Annotated in this window: 14 protein-coding genes; 8 read left to right on the forward strand and 6 right to left on the reverse strand. The window is 48.9% G+C overall.

Annotation, left to right across the window (positions count from 1 at the left end):
- The first annotated feature begins 127 nt into the window (after positions 1–127).
- The 4 genes from nusA to truB all read left to right on the forward strand — a co-directional run bounded on the left by nusA (position 128) and on the right by truB (position 5,929).
- Positions 128–1,621 (forward strand): transcription termination factor NusA, encoded by a 1,494-nt coding sequence (gene nusA / locus EOPP23_RS02175; RefSeq protein ID WP_153764350.1) that lies wholly within the window; start codon positions 128–130, stop codon positions 1,619–1,621.
- A gap of 26 nt (positions 1,622–1,647) precedes the next feature.
- Positions 1,648–4,278: a translation initiation factor IF-2 gene (infB, locus tag EOPP23_RS02180; RefSeq protein ID WP_153764351.1), complete on the forward strand. Its 2,631-nt coding sequence runs from the start codon at positions 1,648–1,650 to the stop codon at positions 4,276–4,278.
- A 277-nt stretch (positions 4,279–4,555) separates the two neighbouring features.
- A complete protein-coding gene (rbfA, locus tag EOPP23_RS02185; protein WP_153764352.1) occupies positions 4,556–4,978 on the forward strand; it encodes a 30S ribosome-binding factor RbfA in 423 nt (140 codons plus the stop codon).
- Positions 4,979–4,981: 3 nt separating this feature from the next.
- Positions 4,982–5,929, forward strand: coding sequence for a tRNA pseudouridine(55) synthase TruB (gene truB, locus EOPP23_RS02190; RefSeq protein ID WP_153764353.1), 948 nt, complete (start codon positions 4,982–4,984; stop codon positions 5,927–5,929).
- Positions 5,930–5,969: 40 nt separating this feature from the next.
- Here truB and EOPP23_RS02195 read toward each other — a convergent pair whose 3' ends face one another.
- Complete coding sequence (locus EOPP23_RS02195; protein ID WP_153764354.1) at positions 5,970–7,472, reverse strand: hypothetical protein; 1,503 nt, start codon at positions 7,470–7,472, stop codon at positions 5,970–5,972.
- Between the two features lie 275 nt (positions 7,473–7,747).
- Here EOPP23_RS02195 and EOPP23_RS02200 point away from each other — a divergent pair, with 275 nt between their 5' ends.
- From EOPP23_RS02200 to EOPP23_RS02215, 4 genes are all read left to right on the forward strand, one after another.
- Positions 7,748–8,551, forward strand: coding sequence for a MetQ/NlpA family ABC transporter substrate-binding protein (locus EOPP23_RS02200; protein ID WP_153764355.1), 804 nt, complete (start codon positions 7,748–7,750; stop codon positions 8,549–8,551).
- A gap of 180 nt (positions 8,552–8,731) precedes the next feature.
- Complete coding sequence (rpsO, locus tag EOPP23_RS02205; RefSeq protein ID WP_153764356.1) at positions 8,732–9,001, forward strand: 30S ribosomal protein S15; 270 nt, start codon at positions 8,732–8,734, stop codon at positions 8,999–9,001.
- Positions 9,002–9,539: 538 nt separating this feature from the next.
- Entirely contained in the window at positions 9,540–11,639 is a 2,100-nt protein-coding gene (gene pnp / locus EOPP23_RS02210; protein ID WP_370514585.1) for a polyribonucleotide nucleotidyltransferase, read from the forward strand.
- A gap of 260 nt (positions 11,640–11,899) precedes the next feature.
- Complete coding sequence (locus EOPP23_RS02215) at positions 11,900–13,321, forward strand: hypothetical protein (protein WP_153764358.1); 1,422 nt, start codon at positions 11,900–11,902, stop codon at positions 13,319–13,321.
- A gap of 29 nt (positions 13,322–13,350) precedes the next feature.
- Here EOPP23_RS02215 and EOPP23_RS02220 read toward each other — a convergent pair whose 3' ends face one another.
- From EOPP23_RS02220 to rpsU, 5 genes are all read right to left on the reverse strand, one after another.
- Complete coding sequence (locus tag EOPP23_RS02220; RefSeq protein WP_153764359.1) at positions 13,351–14,760, reverse strand: rhomboid family intramembrane serine protease; 1,410 nt, start codon at positions 14,758–14,760, stop codon at positions 13,351–13,353.
- Between the two features lie 191 nt (positions 14,761–14,951).
- Entirely contained in the window at positions 14,952–16,775 is a 1,824-nt protein-coding gene (gene rpoD / locus EOPP23_RS02225; protein ID WP_153764360.1) for an RNA polymerase sigma factor RpoD, read from the reverse strand.
- Between the two features lie 522 nt (positions 16,776–17,297).
- On the reverse strand, positions 17,298–19,298 hold the full coding sequence (dnaG, locus tag EOPP23_RS02230) for a DNA primase (protein ID WP_153764361.1): 2,001 nt from the start codon (positions 19,296–19,298) through the stop codon (positions 17,298–17,300).
- A gap of 190 nt (positions 19,299–19,488) precedes the next feature.
- Complete coding sequence (locus EOPP23_RS02235) at positions 19,489–19,938, reverse strand: GatB/YqeY domain-containing protein (protein WP_153764362.1); 450 nt, start codon at positions 19,936–19,938, stop codon at positions 19,489–19,491.
- A 130-nt stretch (positions 19,939–20,068) separates the two neighbouring features.
- Entirely contained in the window at positions 20,069–20,284 is a 216-nt protein-coding gene (rpsU, locus tag EOPP23_RS02240) for a 30S ribosomal protein S21 (protein WP_135507276.1), read from the reverse strand.
- Positions 20,285–20,425 lie beyond the last annotated feature (141 nt).

Here is a 20,425-nt window from a genome sequence, read left to right on the forward strand (position 1 = left end):
ATGGTTCAGGCCGGGTTAAACGCCCTTGCCTACAGGCATGGAAAACTGCAGGTAGAGGCCTTCCCGGTGAGCGGCTAGGGAAGTGTTGGCATAGGCATGGACTGGTTCAGCATAGGCGAGGCAGAGCATGAGTAAAGAAATTCTGTTGGTCGTTGAGTCCGTTTCCAACGAGAAAGGCGTCCCACCCGAAGTCATCTTCGAGGCTATGGAGATCGCCCTGGCGACAGCGACCAAAAAACGTTACGAATACGAAGTAGATATTCGTGTGGCGATTGACCGTAAAAGCGGTGAATACGACACATTCCGTCGTTGGCACGTAGTGCTCGACGAAGATTTCGAATTTCCGGGCATGCACTTTACCCTCGATGAAGGTAAAGAGAAGGATGAGTCCCTGGAAATTGGCGGTGTTTGGGAAGAAGAAGTTGAATCCGTAGGATTCGGCCGTATCGCTGCCCAGACTGCTAAGCAGGTCATCGTACAAAAGGTACGTGAAGCCGAACGTGCGCAGATGGTAGAAGCCTATCGCGACAGGATCGGTGACCTGATTAACGGTACCGTTAAGAAAACCACCCGTGACAGCATTATTGTTGATCTGGGTAACAATGCTGAAGCTGTGTTGCGTAAGGACAATGTCCTGCCTCGCGAAAACTTCCGTATGGGTGTTCATGTTCGTGCTCTGCTGAATGAAATTTCCACTGAAGGCCGTGGCCCTCAGTTGATGCTGTCTCGTACTGCGCCGGAAATGCTGATCGAACTGTTCCGCATCGAAGTGCCTGAGATTGCTGAAGAAACTCTGGAAATCAAATCTGCAGCTCGTGACCCGGGTTCCCGTGCCAAGATTGCCGTGAAAACCAACGACGGTCGTATTGATCCGGTTGGTGCCTGCGTAGGTATGCGCGGTGCTCGAGTTCAGGCAGTTTCTGGTGAACTGGGTAACGAACGTATCGATATCGTACTGTACGACGATGAGCCTGTTCAGTACGTAATCAATGCAATGCAACCTGCAGAAGTTGCATCCATCATCGTTGATGAAGATAGCCGAACCATGGATATCGCTGTCAACGAAGATAATCTGGCGCAAGCCATTGGCCGTAGTGGCCAAAACGTTCGACTGGCCAGTGAGTTGACTGGTTGGAAACTGAACGTAATGACTGAAGCTGAAGCCGCTGCCAAGCAAGAAAAGGAAGCGGATAAGTTTAAGCAAGTATTTATTGATTCTCTCGATATTGACGATGAGTTAGCTCAACTGCTGGTTGATGAAGGCTTTACCACACTCGAAGAAGTGGCCTACGTGCCAATGGAAGAGATGATGGAAGTCGAAGGTATGGATGAAGAAGTGTGTGAAACACTTCAGACTCGTGCCAAAGACAAGCTGCTGACTCAGGCGATTGCTCGAGAAGAAAAACTGGATGGTGCACAGCCTGCCGAAGACCTTCTGAACATGGAAGGTATGGATCAGGATTTGGCTGTGGAACTGGCAAGCCGTGGCGTGATTACCATGGAAGACCTGGCGGAGCAGTCCATCGATGACCTTCTGGACATCGAAGGTATGGACGAGACCCGTGCCGGCGAGCTGATTATGACGGCGCGTGCTCCCTGGTTCGAGGAAGCTGGTAACTAAGCGGGCCACTGAGAGGAGAAGTGTTAATGGCAGAAGTAACCGTAGAGCAACTCGCGAAGGTGGTCGGCGCTCCAGTCGAAAAACTGTTGCAGCAGATGAGTGACGCGGGCGTGAAGAAGAGCAAAGGCTCTGAAGTCGTGTCCGATTCTGAAAAGAAGAAGCTGCTCGCTCACCTGAAAAGCGCACATGGCGACCATACCGGCACAGCCGAGCCAGCCAAAATTACTCTGAAGCGCAAAACCGTTAGCCAGGTTAAAGTGGCAGGTGGCGCTTCCGGCAAGAAGAAAGTTGTTAACGTAGAAGTTCGCAAGAAGCGCACTTACGTTAAGGAAGAAGAGAAGAAAGATACTCGCGGCGATACTCGCGGCGATGATCGCGGTGGTGACCGTCCTGCTCGCACAGGTGATCGTCCTGCTCGCACAGGTGATCGTCCAGCTCGTGATGGTGACCGTCCTGCTCGCACAGGTGACCGTCCTGCTCGCACAGGTGATCGTCCGGCTCGCACCGGTGACCGTCCTGCTCGCACAGGTGATCGTCCAGCGCGTCCAGGTGATCGTCCAGCGCGTCCAGGTGATCGTCCTGCTCGCACAGGTGATCGTCCTTCACGTCCACCAGGTGGTGCACGTCCAGGTGGCGCACCAGGTTTTGATCCGTCAGCTGCGCCAATGCCAGCTCCGGATGCGGACAGCAAGCAACGCCGTACTCGTAAGGCTCCTGGTGGCAACAAAGATCGTCGTGATGATAATCGCGGAGATGGTGGTCGTCGTGGTGCAGGTGACAGACGTGGTCGCGGTGGTCGTAGAGACGATCGTGGTGGTCGCAGAAGATCTACTACGCGTACTATCACGCCAGAATCCATGGCAGGTCACGGCTTTACTATGCCGACTGCGCCAGTGGTTCGTGATGTCTCCATCCCTGAGACCATTACTGTAGCCGAACTGGCTAACAAGATGGCCATCAAGGCAGCGGACGTCATCAAGGTGATGTTCAAGATGGGCTCCATGGTAACCATTAACCAGGTTATCGATCAGGAGACTGCATCCATCGTCGTAGAAGAGATGGGTCACAACGTTAAGCTGGTTAAAGCGGACAGCATTGAAGACACCCTGGTTGAAAATCAGGAAGATCATGTTTCCGACTTTGACGAAGTGCCACGTGCACCGGTTGTTACCGTAATGGGTCACGTTGACCACGGTAAGACCTCTCTGCTGGATTATATTCGTAAGAGTCGTGTACAGGCAGGTGAAGCCGGCGGTATTACCCAGCACATTGGTGCTTACCACGTGGATACACCGCGCGGTATGGTGTCCTTCCTGGATACTCCTGGACACGCGGCGTTTACCGCAATGCGTGCTCGTGGTGCCAAGGCGACTGACATCGTAATCCTGGTGGTTGCAGCAGACGACGGCGTAATGCCTCAGACCGAAGAAGCGGTAGCTCACGCGAAAGCAGCTGGCGTACCTTTGGTTGTTGCTGTCAACAAGATGGATAAAGAAGGTGCAGATCCGGATCGTGTTAAGAACGAGCTGTCTGCCCACGGTGTTATTCCTGAGGATTGGGGCGGCGAAACCCAGTTCATGCACGTTTCTGCGCTGACTGGTCAGGGCATTGATGAGCTGCTGGAAGCAGTTGTACTGCAGTCTGAAGTACTGGAACTGACAGCGGTTGCTGAAGGTCCTGCGAAAGGTGTTGTAGTTGAATCCCGTCTGGATAAAGGTCGTGGTCCTGTTGCTACTGTACTGGTTCAGGCCGGTCAGCTGGAACAAGGCGACAACATCCTGGTAGGTCAACAATACGGCCGTGTTCGTGCACTGCTGGATGAAGATGGTAAGCCGATCAAGCAAGCCGGTCCTTCCATTCCTGTCGAGATCCTTGGTCTGGACGGAACACCTGGCGCTGGTGACGAGCTGATCGTTGTTAAGGATGAGCGTAAAGCCCGTGAAATTGCACTGTTCCGTCAGGGCAAGTTCCGTGAAGTGAAGTTGGCTCGCCAGCAAGCTTCGAAGATGGAGAATATCTTCTCCAGCATGGGTACCGAAGAGAAGAAGACACTGAACATCGTCCTGAAGGCTGACGTTCGTGGTTCTCTGGAAGCGCTGATCAGTTCCCTGGAAGAGCAGGGTAACGACGAAGTTCAGGTTAAGGTTATCTCCGGCGGTGTTGGTGGTATTACCGAAACCGACGCTAACCTGGCGCTGGCTTCCAACGCGGTTATCGTAGGCTTTAACGTACGTGCCGATGCTTCAGCCCGTAAGGTTATCGAAACCGAAGAGCTGGATCTGCGTTACTACAGTGTTATCTACGACATCATTGACGATGTGAAGAAAGCACTGGGCGGCATGCTGGGCTCCGACACCCGTGAGAAGATCGTGGGTACTGCTGAAGTTCGTGACGTATTCCGTTCACCGAAGTTCGGTGCGGTTGCCGGTTGTATGGTTATTGAAGGTACTGTTTACCGTAACGACCGTATCCGTGTACTGCGTGACAACGTGGTTATCTTCGAAGGCGAGCTGGAATCCCTGCGTCGCTTCAAGGATGACATGCAGGAAGTTCGCGAAGGCATGGAATGTGGTATCGCGGTTAAGTCCTACAACGACGTTAAGCCAGGCGACAAGATCGAGGTTTACAAGACCATCGAAGTACAACGTACTCTGTAACTTGTAGCTCTTTCGTTGATTGCTAAATGCGATTAAAAAGGCCCGCGGTTTTTACTGCGGGCTTTCTCATTTCTGGAATAAGTAGCTAGGTAGCAGATTGCCGAAACAGGTAAGGAATAAGCCGACGCGCTGTGAACCCTTCCCTGGGCGCTCAACTACGGCATCCTTGCTGTAGATGGTCGGCTTATTCCTTACCTGTTTCGACAGAGTGTTATGCTCTGCCGGTTGAGCAGGTGCCTGTTTAAACAGGAATATTCTTTTAGGAAAACGATTCCCAATGGCTAAAGAATACAGTCGTACCCAACGGGTAGCCGACCAGATTCAAAAAGATCTGGCGCAGCTGATCCAGCAGGAAATGAAAGACCCTCGCCTGGGTATGGTGACGGTCAGTGCAGTAGAAGTATCCAGAGATCTGGGCTTCGCTGATGTCTTTATCTCTTTCCTTGGTCTTGATGATCAGGAAAAGATCGATGAAGGTCTGGAAGTAATGAAAAGCGCAGCGGGTTTCCTGCGCAGTCAGCTGGCAAAAAGCATGAAGTTGCGTACCACGCCTCAGTTGCGTTTCCGCTACGACAACAGCATGAGCAACGGTGCCTACCTGAACGAATTGATTATTAAAGCTCGTTCCGGTGACAGTGACTACCAAACCACTCTTGCTGACAAAGAGCAGGCTGAGCAAAAGAAACAGAACGAGGAGTAACAGATGGCCAGACGCGGACGTAACCGTGGACGTAATGTCAATGGTATCGTGGTTGTAAACAAGCCTCTGGGTGGCAGTTCCAATCATGTTCTACAGCAGGTTAAGCGCATGTACGGCGCTGCCAAAGCAGGTCACACAGGTGCTCTCGATCCGCTGGCAACTGGCGTACTGCCAATCTGTCTGGGTGAAGCAACCAAATTTTCTCAGTACCTGCTGGAATCCGACAAGTCCTACCGGACTCGTGTAAAACTCGGTATTCAGACTGAAACCGGCGATCGTGAAGGTGAAGTTGTCGAGCAGCGCGCGGTAACAGTTACTCGTGCTGATGTTGAAGGTGTGCTGGAACGTTTTCGTGGTGAAATCGACCAGGTACCGAGCATGTACTCAGCGCTGAAGCACAATGGTGAGCCGCTTTATAAACTGGCCCGTCAGGGTATCACTGTTGAGCGTCCTGCCCGTCAGATCACTATTCATCGTCTGGAATTGCTGGACTTTGAAGGTGATGAAATGGTGCTGGAAGTGGAGTGCACCAAAGGCACTTACATCCGCACACTGGCGGAAGATATCGGCATTGCGCTGGGCTGTCTGGGGCATGTAGCTGAACTGCATCGTATCAAGGCGGGCCCTTATACCGAGCATCAGTCTTATACTCTGGAGCAGCTGGAAGAAGCGCGTGATGGTAGTGGTCATGCCGGACTGGATCAGTTGCTGCTGCCGCTGGATACCTCTGTCAACGACTGGCCTCAGATCAAACTGGGTGTGAACAGCAGTTTCTACATTATGCAGGGGCAGGCGGTTCAGGTTCCTCAGGCACCCGCTCAAGGCAATGTACGTATCTATGGTCAGGAAGCCAGTGAGTCTGGAGAAGAGGTTTATCGCTTTTTGGGTGTTGGTGAAATTGACGATGATGGCCGTGTAGCGCCTAAGCGTCTGATTCAGCAGCAGTCCTGATTATGAGTGGCGGTCCGGGTCGTTGATCCGGGCTGCTATTTTATTCTGTTCCAGTGTCGTTTTCTCTTTCTTTACGATAAAGATTGTCAGCAATTTTTCTGAACTGTTTGTTTATTTCTTCAAGAAAAAATCTGTTCAATAAGCCTTCTGTATGAGTCGAAGTAAAAGAGCTATTTTCTTTCAGATTAAATGCTGTTGTTGCCTGTAATAAGGTGTAGCTTGAAATGCTTGTTTTGAGACTGTCCCAAAAATGAGTTTCCTGCAAGCAGGCGAGAAACTTCAGTGCATCTTTAATTTTTCTTTTATTGGGTTTTGCATATTTTGAGGGCAATGGCTGCAAATCTGGTGCAAAGCAATTTGCACCTTGTGTGAAAAACTCTTTTATGTCTTTTTCCGGCTTTATATTCATCAGGTTAAGGCTCATGTCATGAATGCCTAGCCCCAAAACCAGCTCTAATGACTTGATGTCTGGTAGTTGAATGTTTTTTAGCTCATCAAAGTCATTTAATGGGTTTCGCAATCCATTGTCTTTGAATATATCTAATAAAAACTGGAGCTTAATGGCCTTCCATTGGTCCGCCTCTATTCCAGAACTGTGCATTAAATCATGCTCAAAAAAGTCGGCACAAAGTCCCCAGTCCCCATCAAATAGTATCTCTGGCATGTCTGTGAAGAGCCCTGCAGGATGAACGCCATAGAACCAGGTTTTAATGAAAAAAACTAAGCCAATCTCATCAATGCAAGGGAATAGCAGCGCTTCAAGTTTCTTTAATGGCTTATAATTTGTCTGGACAGAATTTGAAAAAATTAGATGGCGTCCGCGCCATAATTTTTTGAGGCTGTGGATAAACTGGTCGGGTTCATTAAGAGCCTGGCTCCACTGAACTCTGCTTAAATGCCCGAGAGTAGTGTGGGGTAGGTACTTCGACTTATGCTCATTCAGGTGAAGGCAAAAGTCTTTCTGAAAAAAGGATATGTAGTGTGCAGCTTTATAAGAAAGAATAAAGCTCCTGTTCCATGGGAAGCCTTCTCTTTCCAGTTGTTCCAGTTCTGAAATAAGTTCCTTGTAAAGCCGCTGGCTCTCACTATCAATACCGCTTCCGAGAATAGTCTCTCTGATAAATGTAATGATTGCAGTGCTGACTTTTTTCATTCCAGGCATAGGAATGGTTCTGTCTTTTGGAAGGACTTTTATGGCGTCTTCGAACTCGGCGCAGAGTGTTGGGTCTTCGCTAATGTCTTTTACGAATTCAGGATTATTTGGGCCAATGACCTGTTCTATTCTCTGTTGTTCCGCGGACTTGGTTATTTTCGCAGCGGATGTGACTTGACTGTTTAAGCTGCCAGCTTCAGTGCTGGCTGTGGCCTTCCGCATGCTGAGTGGGCGCCGACCTTCTCTCTCGCTAGAGGGTTCAGGTGAGGCTTGATGGCCATCTGTTGAACGGACAGAGTAGCCAAAAAATGAGCTGACAGGCAAAGCATACTGGCAAAAGTCAGCTGAACTGAGTGCTTCGAAAAATGCTCCGGGGTTTATTGTCAGCATAATATTGCCTCTAAAAAGATATATACCCTTTGATTCAATACTTTCTTATATGTTTCATAATTTATGAAAGAAGAGCTAACAAAGTGGTTATGAACTTATGATTCTGAACTTATGATTGTGGGAGGAGGTTGAGAGGCTATCCAGTTGCTCTTGTTTGTTTCCCTTAGAACTTCTCTGAATATCATAATAAGACAGAAGTCTTGCGTGGAGGTCAGTAAAAAACGATTATCAGGAACTTATGGCTTAATGCTCTTCGTTGTTGATATGAGAATATTATGAAGTTCTGTAAAAAGATAAATATTTGTTTTTTCGCTGCTTTTATTGTGGCTGGTTTAAGTGGCTGTGGCAGTGATGAAAATGCTGCTATCAAGGTGGGTGCGACAGTGGGGCCTCACGCTCAAGTAATTGAAGCTGTTGTTATTGAGGCTGAGAAGCAGGGGTTGAAGGTTGAGCTTGTTGAGTTCTCTGATTTTATCACGCCCAATGCAGCACTGGCCGATGGCAGTATCGACTTGAACAGCTATCAGCATCTGCCATTCCTGAATTATTTTAACAACAGTCGTGGTACAGAGTTGGCCTCTCTGGGGCAATCGATCCTGATGAGAATGGGAGTTTATTCCAGTCAGCACCAATCGATTGAACATTTGCCTGAGAAAGCAAAAATTGCCATTCCTAATGATCCGACCAATGGTGGTCGAGGTTTGTTACTGCTGGCCAAAGCAGGATTGATAACCTTGAAGGAAGGCGTTGGCCATAAAGCGGTCATCAGTGACATTACCAGTAACCCTAAAAAGCTTGAGTTTATTGAAATCGAAGCTGCTCAGTTGCCTCGTAGTCTGGATGATGTAGATGCGGCCACTATTACCATGAACTATGTCATGTCTGCCGGGTTGAGCCCGAAGGAGAATGGCATTTTTCTGGAGTCCAGAGATGAACCGCTGGCGGTTATGGTGATTGCTGCCAGAGAGCAGGACAAAAACAAACCAGAATATAAGAAGTTCGTAGAAATCTATCAGTCTCAAGTGATTAAGGATTATCTGTCAGCAAGCTTTAATGGCACTATTGAACCAGCTTTCTGAGGGTTTATTGCTGTGCAGGTGGTAATAAACCTACTGGCCATAATGGGGCAGGTTGGTTTAGAATGCCCATCCTGTAACCAATCGTTATGCTCTAATAAATATTGGTTTGAAGGACGACTGTAAATATGCACGGTCGTACCCGATTTTTTGTTGATGCATATTTAATCTGGAGTTAAAGCCATGGCTTTGTCTGTTGAGAAGAAAGCAGAAATCGTTAAAGAATTCGGTCGCACTGAAGGCGACAGCGGTAGCCCTGAAGTACAGGTTGCTCTGCTGACTGCAAACATCGAAGGTCTGCAGGGTCACTTCAAGGCTAACCACAAAGATCACCACAGCCGTCGTGGTCTGATCCGTATGGTAAACCAGCGTCGTAGCATGCTGGACTACCTGAAGCGTAAAGACGTTCAGCGTTACAGCGCTCTGATCGCACGTCTGGGTCTGCGTCGCTAAAATCTGCGCCGCTACGACTTGCGTCGAAGCTATCTGAAGACTTTTGGAACTTTTGTTCAATGAGTTTTCAGAAGACAGAAGGGTCAAAGATCTTTTTGTTGCTTGAAACACCGCCCGTTTCTTTGGAGACTGGCGGTGTTTTGCATTGTCTGCAGTAGAACTTTGTGAAGATCTCTTGCGGAGAAGGTCTTAATAAGTTCCTAAGACTTTCCTGATTGTTGTATCGAAAAGTGCTGTGGATCAATGCGCTGACAGTCAAAGGAACGAAAAGTTACGAGGATAGTCTGCTTTTCTACTGACTGTTGTTTACAATAGGTGGAATAACTTTGATCAGTCATTCTGCTGATCACGTTATTCAATGACACAGCACTCCGGTCGACATTGATTCAGTCGTTTGAGGGTGCAATTCCAAGTCTGTCTGATCAGCTGTCCCTGGATAGCCTGAAGCCGTTCTCTCAGTGGGTTTTGAATTGCATCTCTGACACCTCAATGGCCGGATACTGAAAAATGATATTTCACTCTGATACAGGAAAATAGTGTGAATCCGGTAACTAAAACGTTCCAAATCGGTGACCAGACCGTAACTCTGGAAACAGGTCGTGTTGCCCGTCAGGCAACCGGTTCTGTACTGGCCACCATGGGCGATATCTCTGTACTTGCTGCAGTAGTAGGCTCTAAAGAAGCAAGACCTGGACAGGATTTCTTTCCTCTGTCCGTTCACTATCAGGAAAAGACTTACGCAGCGGGCAAAATCCCGGGCGGCTTCCTGAAGCGTGAATCCCGTCCGAGCGAAAAAGAAACTCTGACTTCCCGTCTGATCGACCGTCCAATTCGTCCACTGTTTCCGAAAGGTTACATGAATGAAGTACAGGTAGTTTGTACGGTTATGTCTACCGACAAGCTGAACGATCCTGACATGGTAGCTATGCTGGCTACTTCTGCTGCGCTGGCGATCTCCGGTATTCCTTTCGACGGCCCTATTGGTTGTGCTCGTGTTGGTTTCAATGAAGAGCAGGGTTACATTCTGAACCCTACTTTTGAAGCACTGGCTACTTCCGAGCTGGACATGGTTGTAGCGGGTACCAAAGACGCTGTTCTGATGGTTGAATCCGAAGCTAAGGAACTGACTGAAGACGAAATGCTGGGTGCGGTTCTGTTCGCGCATCAGGAATACCAGACCGCAATCACTGCTATTGGTGAACTGGCTGCAGAAGTTGGCAAGCCTCGTTGGGACTGGGCTGCTGCGGAAGAGAATGTATCTCTGAAAGAAAAAATGTCTGCTTTTGAAGGTCGTATGCGTGAAGCTTACCAGATCATCATCAAGCAGGATCGTTACACTGCAGTTAACGCTCTGCGCAGTGACGTACTGGCTGCTCTGGCCGGTGACGACAGCGAATTTGCTACTTCTGATGTTGAAAAATCATTCAGCAAGCTGGAGAAGAACGTTGTTCGTGGCAACATCATCAATGGTATGCCTCGTATCGACGGTCGTGACACCAAGACGGTTCGTGACATCGCAGTAGAAGTTGATGTTCTGCAGAAGACTCACGGTTCCGCACTGTTCACCCGCGGTGAAACTCAGGCGATCGTTGCTGCCACTCTGGGTACTGCCCGTGACGCGCAAATCATCGATGCTCTGCAGGGCGAAAGCAAAGACCCGTTCATGCTGCACTACAACTTCCCATCCTACTCTGTAGGCGAATGTGGTCGTATGGGTGCGCCAGGTCGTCGTGAAATCGGTCATGGTCGTCTGGCTCGTCGTGGTGTTGCTGCAGTTCTGCCAACTCAGGAAGAATTCCCGTACACCATCCGTGTTGTTTCCGAGATCACTGAATCCAACGGTTCCAGCTCCATGGCTTCCGTATGCGGTACTTCCCTGGCTCTGATGGACGCTGGTGTACCTCTGAAGGCACCAGTAGCCGGTATCGCTATGGGTCTGGTTAAGGAAGGCGAGAAGTTCGCTGTCCTGACCGACATTCTGGGTGACGAAGATCACCTGGGCGACATGGACTTTAAAGTAGCGGGTACTTCTGAAGGTATCACTGCTCTGCAGATGGACATCAAGATTTCCGGTATCACCGAAGAAATCATGGAAGTTGCACTTGAGCAGGCCATGGGTGCACGTATGCACATCCTGGGTGAGATGAACAAGGTTATTGGTTACGCTCGTCCTGAGCTGAACCCTAACGCTCCATCCACCATGTCTCTGAAGATCGATACCGACAAGATCCGTGACGTTATCGGTAAGGGCGGTGCCACTATCCGTTCTATCTGTGAAGACACTGGCGCTTCTGTTGATATCGACGACAGCGGTAAAGTACAGATTTTTGCGGACAGCCGTGAAAACGCACAGGCTGCTTACGACCGCGTTATCGGCATCACTGCTGAAGCGGAAGTTGGCAAGCTGTACACCGGTAAGGTTACCCGTATCCTCGACTTCGGTGCTTTCGTTAGCGTTCTGCCAGGTAAGGATGGTCTGGTTCACATCTCTCAAATCGCCGATGAGCGTGTTGAGAATGTAACTGACTACCTGAAAGAAGGTCAGGAAGTTGAAGTTGTAGTTCTGGATATCGACAACCGTGGTCGTATCAAGCTGAGCATGAAAGAAGTTGAGCGCACTAAAGAGCAGCTGAGCTGATTGACTGAATGAATCAGTAAAATAGCTATGTTAAGTGGCTGATTATTAACAAATATAAAACAGGAGCCTTATAGCTCCTGTTTTTCTTTCTAAACCCGCTTTTTAAATACGATTTTTTGTCACAAAGTGATAAAAACTTTCCTGCGTTCATGGCTGTGCGCCTTTTTTACAAGATACAATACCTGTCCAAAAACGAAAGCATACAGAGGTTAGCCTGAATACGGGTTAGCTTTGAAGTGGTGCAGGATAGGATTACAGGAATGACCGAGGCAGTTCACTGTCACTACCATCAGAGCAATGCGGCAATATGGCATTGTGAACCTTGTCAGAAACATTACGGCGACTGTTGTGTACCCAATGTGCCAGAAGGTTATGACGAGCCTGCATGCACCTTGTGTCATGAACAGCTGACCTACCTGGGTGCTGCTCATACGGCTGAACCTTTCTGGCAGATTATCAATAAATTTTTTACCTATCCGGTTCAGTTATCGAGCCTGTCTTTTTTATTCGTCAGCGTCGTTATTGGTCTTCTTGCTCCATACACTGGCCCGGCGGAGCCAATTCTATCGCTGATTATGATGGCGGTTTTGATTAAATACTCTCTGCAGATTATCGAGGCAGTGAGTTTCGGAAGCTGGGAACCGCCATCATTGGAAGATGCTTTTTCAGCGGATGCATTGAGCTTGTTCTTTAAGCAGATGGCTATCTTCTTTGTTGGTGGTGTAGCACTCTACTTTATCGGTTCGTTGGGTTGGATCGCTTTCTTCGCGGCGCTTTTCTTTATGCTGCTGGGGGTGCCTGCATCGACGATGATTCTGGCTCGAGAGCAATCGCTGTTCAGTGCTATTAACCCAATCAAAATTGCCTTTGTTATGGCGGCGATTGGCTGGCCTTATCTGTTGCTCTACTTCTTCCTTATCGTTCTATCTGGTGGTCCAGCTTATTTTATCGGCTTCCAGCTGGAGCCTTCGCCAGCGACTGTAGCGGCATCTTCCTTCCTTGGAGGCTACTTCTCCTTTGTTATGTACGCCATGATGGGGTATTGCCTCTATCAGTATCAGGCGACACTGGGGTATACCGCAGAGATGGAAGAGTTTGGGGAGGTTTCCGAGGAAGATTATCGTAAGAGCAAGGCTATGGCGGACAGTCTGATTCTGATGCGTGAAGGGCGTGAAGAGGAGGCTTTAAAAGCCGTCAAAGCGGCACTGACGAATGCTGCGACCGATCTTCAGTTGAATAAGCGCTTCTTTCAATTGTTGATGTTGACTGCTTCTGATGAGATTTTGCAGAAATTTGTCGGTAAATACACTCAGAGATTGCTGATCGTTCGTAAGGATCATGAGGCGGCGGATATCTATCTTGAAGTCCGTAAGCGACTGAAGGCTTATATGCCGGCAACAGCCAGTGATCGATTCAAGTTGGCAAAAGCGTTATCCGAAACCGGCAAGGCCAGAGAGTCTCTCAGACTTCTTTTTAATATGCACAAAACCTTTCCGGACTTTGCCGGTATCCCTGAGGCCTATCTGCTGGTTGCGAAAATGCTCAGTGAAAATATGAATAATGACGAGCAGGCAAGGGTATACCTTGATTATGTGATCAAAAAATACCCGGACAGCAGGAAAGCGGAAGAAGCAAAAGTCTTCCGGCATGTTATCGACAAGCTGGCTACTCAGACAGCGTAACTGTCAGGCAGTTATGCAATATATAGGTGTCAGGCTGGAGCTTTCTCCAGCTTGTTCGCCTTAATGCTGTGCAGCATGGCAAGCAGTTTTTTATGCTGCTTTTCGTTTCTGTTTCGATAGTGGTTCACCAGTTTGTTGAGGGCGGGGAGAAATTGTTCCCTGTTCTCGGTCTTGCCAAAACAGTGCTGGATAAGCAGCAAGGCTTCCTCATGCTGAGCTGATGTCAGTAGTCTGTTGATCCAGAAAAGACTTATCTTGTCGTTTTTAAGCAATACAGGTGTCTTCAGGTAGTCTTTTACCATCATGCCAATCAGATGATCGGATGCAGGGCTTCTGGTCAGTTTAATAGTGGCCAGAACCAGCTGGTGATAGCTTTTATCCTGTTTACGCTTTCTGAGAGTGTAGAGACGTTTGATGATGTTGGTATCTTCAGGATTATCCCGGTAAAGGCGTTCAATCAACGTTTGAGCCTTATCGTACTGAAGCTCATTCATCAGGCCGTCAAACTGTCTGATGGATTTCATTAAAGGCGTTTCTTCCGGCTCTTTCACTTCATCGTCTGCGAGGTTAAGCCAGGGGCGAGCCATTAAAGCTATACCTGCGCCTCCCAGAAGCCCGCCCATATGAGCCCAGTAGTTAACGTTTCCGGAAGCCAGTAGCTGTCCAAGAACCTCTTTGCCCAGCCAGATGGGAAAGATGATCAGTGCTGGTGCTTTGAAGAAATTGAAGTAAGGCCCAATCCAGTAAAAAAACTGTATCTTCCGATTCCGGTAAACGCCCAGATAGGCACCCATCAGTCCGGAAATAGCTCCGGAAGCGCCAACACCAAAACCGTTATTCTGCCATTCCATAGCCCAGTAAAGCCCTGTCGCTGCAAACCCTGTCAGCAGGTAAGTGGCAAGATAGGCTCCTCGTCCCATGACTGCTTCCAGAGCAAAGCCAAAGATAAACAGGAAAACCATGTTACTCAGCAGGTGGCCAAAGCCACCATGAAGAAACATGGAGACAAAGGCGTCAATAAAGGAAGGTTGTGCCGGGTTGAAGCCATATTGTACAAAACTGACCTTGTCTCTTTTTTTCTCAATCAGAATGCGCGACATTTCCCATTCGCTGCCCGGGAAGTCAGGGTTGGTTCGCAGCGATCTTTCAAAATCGAGATCGTGCAGTAAAGAGCCGATCAGAACCTCTTCACCCATATCGGTATCCAGTGGAATAGATGCCCAGGTTTCCGGGTCTGTTTTGCTGAGGTGCTCAGAGTAGAGTTTGACTTCCTGTTCAGCAAAGCCGCTGCTTTGAAAATCTTCAGCCAGCTCCTCGTAGATTTGTCCATCCTTGAGTTGATAGCCGAAAAATACTGCGCAGTTGATAATAATCAGCAGCAAGGTGATGACTGGAGGTTTTCGCCAGTTCAGCTTTCTTTCGGCGGGTAAAATTAACATCTTGCGTCCTGCAAACTGAATTACTTAATAAGTGTCGTATTTATAACAGGCAGAGAGGGGTGTGAAAAGTTTTTGTAAACACCAGATGGTATCGCAGGAAAATTGCTCCTGCATTTTCAGCATACCGCTAATCCCTGAGCATAAAAAAGCCGTGCAATGCACGGCTTTTTTAGACTTGCCTGAATGAATACTTATTCGTCCAGGAAGCTTCTCAGGTGGTCCGAGCGAGTAGGATGACGCAGCTTACGCAGAGCCTTGGCTTCAATCTGACGAATACGCTCACGGGTAACGTCAAACTGTTTACCAACTTCTTCCAGTGTATGGTCGGTGTTCATATCGATACCGAAACGCATACGAAGAACTTTCGCTTCACGGGCTGTCAAACCAGACAGAACGTTGCGGGTAGACTCTTTCAGGCCGGTGCCGGTAGCACGATCGATTGGAGACTGAATGGTCGCGTCTTCAATGAAGTCGCCCAGATGGGAGTCTTCATCATCACCGATCGGTGTTTCCATGGAGATAGGCTCCTTGGAAATCTTCAGTACCTTGCGAATCTTGTCTTCCGGCATTTCCATGCGTACTGCCAGTTCTTCCGGAGTCGGCTCACGGCCCATCTCCTGCAGCATCTGACGGGAGATACGGTTCAGCTTGTTGATGGTCTCAATCATGTGAACCGGAATACGGATGGTTCTGGCCTGGTCGGCAATAGAACGAGTAATCGCCTGACGAATCCACCAGGTAGCATAAGTAGAGAACTTATAACCACGACGGTATTCAAACTTGTCTACCGCTTTCATCAGGCCGATGTTGCCTTCCTGAATCAGATCCAGGAACTGCAGACCACGGTTGGTGTACTTCTTGGCGATAGAGATAACCAGACGCAGGTTAGCCTCAACCATTTCTTTCTTGGCACGACGGGCGCGTGCTTCACCCAGAGACATCTTGCGGTTGATGTCTTTAATCTGAATCAGGGTGCAGCCGTACTCACGTTCGGCACTGATCAGTTTCTTCTGAGCGCGGACAATTTCATCACGGTATTTCTCAACAGCTTCGGAGTAACCCGCACTGCCGGAAGTGATGTCGTTCATCCATTCCAGATTGGTTTCATTGCTTGGGAAGGTTTTCAGGAAAATCTTCCGCGGCATTTTTGCACGTCGTACACAGAACTGCATGATGGCGCGTTCATTGCTACGAATACGATCCAGCGTGTTACGAATGCGAAAGACCAGCATATCGAAGATACGCGGTATCAGCTTTAGCGGCATGAAGGCTTCTGCCAGCTCTTTCTGAGCTGCCACTACAACCTGAGTACCAAATGCTTCGGTTTCCAGCAGAGTCAGAACCGCTTCATGCTTGTCACGCAGTGCGCCAAAGCGTTCGGCAGCTTCTTCCGGATCAAGGCCGCCTGGTTCTTCGTCTTCATCATCGTCGTCGTCAGAGTTGTCTTTATCAAACTTCTCTTCGACAACCGGAGGAATGACAGGTGCAGGAATCGGATCGGAATCCGGATCAATGTAACCGCTGATCAAGTCGGTCAGGCGACCTTCTTCTTCAACAATGCGGTCGTATTCGTCCAGAACAAGTTGGACAGATCCCGGGAAAATAGAAAGAGCGGACATGACTTCACGAAGGCCTTCCTCGATGCGCTTGGCAATCTGGATTTCGCCTTCACGGGTCAGCAGTTCAACGGTGCCCATTTCACGCATGTACATGCGTACTGGGTCGGTCGTCCGACCGGCTTCCTGTTCTACGGCAGCCAGAGCAGCGGCAGCTTCTTCTGCAGCAGCTTCATCAGTGTCGGCTTCGGCGAGGAGCAGGGTATCAGCGTCCGGCGCTGTCTCGTAGACTGTGATACCCATGTCGTTGATCATGCGAATAATATCTTCCACCTGATCCGGATCCGAGATATCCTCGGGCAGGTGGTCGTTTACCTCCGCGTAAGTCAGGTATCCCTGTTCCTTACCGCGAGAGATAAGCTCTTTCAGTCGGGATTGTTGTTGCGAGTTAGCTGACATATCAACCCTTTAACAGCGAAAGTGGAGTGCCGGACGAAAAAAAACGTAAGCAGGCAATTATAGCTCAAAATCTGTGGGTTTTTCCACACGTGAACGCACTCGCTATGCGCAAACGTTGTTGAAAACGCGCACGATCTTAATAGGACGAGGCACCTGAAAAATACTATCCATGGTGAAGAATCCCGTTCCCTGGTTTATTACCGTGATGATGTGCAGCGACTGGTTTGATTTCCGACCATGCAATTCATGCACAGGAAGACATCATTATTCAGTTGTGAACGACCAGTTTCAGACTACTCAATCATACTCGCTTGTCGCTGTTTCAGACCGGATTCAAAATCAGGTGTGTGGTCAATAACGGCTTCCCACATAGCACAGTGAAATTCAAGTATACCTAAAAATACGTGCGTCGCCATAAATTAGCCGAGAAAAAAATAATTGCCAGCTGTTGTGGAAAGAAGTTTTAGCCCCTTGTCTGACAAGGCTTAACCATGGCTAACTGTTTTTTGCACGTCCTTTGTCTTATGACTTTGAGGAGTCTTTGACGCCAAATCGTTGCCGTTGTTTTTCCAGTAGTGCTTCAAGACGGCTCTTATCATCAGAATCAATCTGACTTGGTTTCTTGCTGGTGAGGCTCTGCCTCAAGGCTTCCGAAGCAGATCTTGATTCCATCAAGGTGCCCCGCTCACGAATACGCTGAATGGCTTCCCAGAATTCAGCGTCGTTTGGTTCGTGGCCCAGTTCAAGGGTGGCCACATGCTGCAGGCGTTCACCTTTGGTGGTGCCATGCCACTGGGCGATCAGGGCAATGGTGGACAGGTTAGGCTGCAGTTGCAGAGCCTTGATCAATTCCAGCAGGAGTTGAGTGTCAGGATGATTGTCCTGCTCCAGCGAATTAACCTGTTCAACCTTTACAGCCAGTTCGGTATTACAAAGTAAGTGTCGTATGGCATAGATGGACAGGCCTACTTTGAGCGGTGCTGCTGGTGCTGGCTGTTGAAAACCTTTATTAAAACCCTTACCGCGTTTTTTGAAAAACTGCTGGCCACTTGGCTGAGCGTATTCCTGGTAGCCATAGTGATCGACCCTATGATCATTTCTATGCTGGTCCATATGGCTATCGATATGAGCAGGGTCATAATTCATGACTTGCTCATTAATGTAGGCAGGTGGTTCATTCTGCTGGATAGGCTCGGCAGGTGTAGTCTGCTTTTGTTGTTGTTCTTCTGCCAGATGAGTTTCAAGCGTATTGCTGTCGAGACCTGTCAGGTCGGACAGTCTTTGTAATACCAGCTTTTTGAAAATACTGTCGGGCAGTTTGCCGACATAAGGCTGTGCCAGTTTAGTCAGTCGAGCTCGACCATCCATGGAGTCGAGATTCAGGCCGTCTTCCAGTTCCCGAAACAGAAAGTTATCCAGACTGAGAGCTTCGACTTTAATACGCTCCAGAAAAGCTTCTTTGCCTTCCTGTCGCACCATGCTGTCCGGATCTTCTCCCTGTGGGAGGAACAGGAAGCGCGCCTGCTTGCCATCCTGCATAACGGGCAGTGTGGATTCCAGCGCTCGCCATGCGGCTCTGCGGCCGGCATCATCGCCGTCAAAGCAGAACACCACTTCCGGCACCATTTTGAACAATCGCTGCATATGATCGAGTGTGGTTGCGGTACCAAGGGTGGCAACAGCGTAACTGATGCCCAGTTGAGCCAGCGCAACCACGTCCATATAGCCTTCGACAACAATGACTCGTTCGAGATTGCGGTTGTTTTGTTTGGCTTCATAAAGGCCGTAGAGCTCTCTGCCTTTATGGAAAATAGGGGACTCTGGCGAGTTCAGATATTTTGGCTTGGCATCGCCAAGCACTCGCCCACCAAAAGCAATGATGCGGCCGCGACTGTCCCGAATAGGAAACATGATTCGATCGCGGAATCGGTCGTAACGTTTTTTGCTCTCTTCGTTTTCGACCAACATGCCGGTTTTGACCAGCTGGCCTTCTTTCTCCTGAGTGTCGCCCAGCAGTTTATGAAGGTGATCCCAGCCGGAAGGGGCGTAACCGATGCCAAAACTCTTACAGGTCTGGCCATCGAGTCCGCGATTTTTCAGGTAGCCGATAGCTTTTGGCGCATCATTGGCTTTCCGCAGTTGCTCTTCGTAGGAGCTGGATGCTTTTCGCATCAGTTCATAGAGCTCTGAATAATCCGGGCGATGATTCCTGCTAGTGCCTTGCTCTCTGGGTACTTCCATACCCATCAGGCCAGACAGGTTGTCGATGGCGGCAGGAAAGTCGAGATGGTCGAAATCCATTACAAAGCCAAGAGCGTTGCCACTGGCGCCACAGCCAAAGCAGTAATAAAACTGTTTGTCAGGGCTGACGGTGAAAGAAGGGGATTTTTCCTGATGAAAAGGGCAGCAGGCAGAGTAGTTACGACCGGTTTTTTTGAGTTTTACGCGACTGTCGACAATATCCACAATGTCGATACGGGATAGCAGATCATCAATAAACGTCTGTGGTATGCGACCAGCCATAGCAGAAGGGTGCCAGAAAAAGGAAGTAAGGAACTCACGATATTATATTATCGCACTATATTATCGCGACTATATCACCGCGACTATATCATTGTGCCATGATCATCGTAACGAGATGGGAATAAAATCGAAATGAAAGAAGGTGTCAGCAAGTCGGGGTCAGGTTACGAGGTAACTGCTGATCAAACGGTTAAGCAAGCTGCTGCTTGACGACCTGACTGACCTGGTTCATGTCGGCACGACCTTGAACCTGAGGTTTGACTATACCCATTACCTTGCCCATATCGCGCATGCTTTCGGCACCGCTTTTGGCAATGGCATCATTAACCAGCTGGATAATTTCGTCAGAGGAGAGCTGTTCAGGAAGAAATTCCTTGATCACCACTAATTCGGCTTTTTCCGTATCAGCGAGATCGGTGCGCCCTGCAGACTCGAACTGAGTGATGGCATCGCGGCGTTGCTTGGCCATCTTGTCGAGTGCTGCAAGGGCACGGGTGTCGTCGAGCGATTTCTCGTCGACTTCAATACGTTTCAGTTCAGCCAGAGCCATCCGGATAGCACCCAGACGCACTTTTTCACGAGCACGCATGGCATCCTTCATTGCAGCAGTCAGTTGTTCCTTGACTTTGCATTCGCTCATTTGGCTTCCCCGGTAGTTGCCAGCCTGGCAGATGATTCTTTAGATGAACTCTTTAGAAGAGAACGTCAGAAGAGCACTGTCAGGAGAATCAATTACAGTATTGAAGGTATCAGGACCTGAAAATCAGATCTCAATACAGACGTTCGCGACGACGCTGTTCGCGCTGCAGTTTTTTCAAATGACGCTTAACGGCAGCAGCTGCTTTACGCTTGCGAACGGAAGTAGGCTTTTCGTAATGTTCACGACGACGTACTTCAGCCAGGATACCGGCTTTTTCGCAGGAGCGCTTAAAACGGCGCAGAGCTACGTCAAACGGTTCATTCTCTTTAACTTTAACAGCAGGCATGCAGAGATCACCTTCCTTTCAAAATTCGTTAGTTCAATATAGGTTGGATTGCAGCCCGGCATCATAACATCTGGTCTTTACCCCTCCTACTCTTTTTAACTGACACGGTGGTCAGATAGGCAGAGAGAGCGGAGAAACACT

Origin of the sequence: Endozoicomonas sp. OPT23 (assembly GCF_009653635.1) — a bacterium.
Taxonomy (GTDB): domain Bacteria; phylum Pseudomonadota; class Gammaproteobacteria; order Pseudomonadales; family Endozoicomonadaceae; genus Endozoicomonas_A.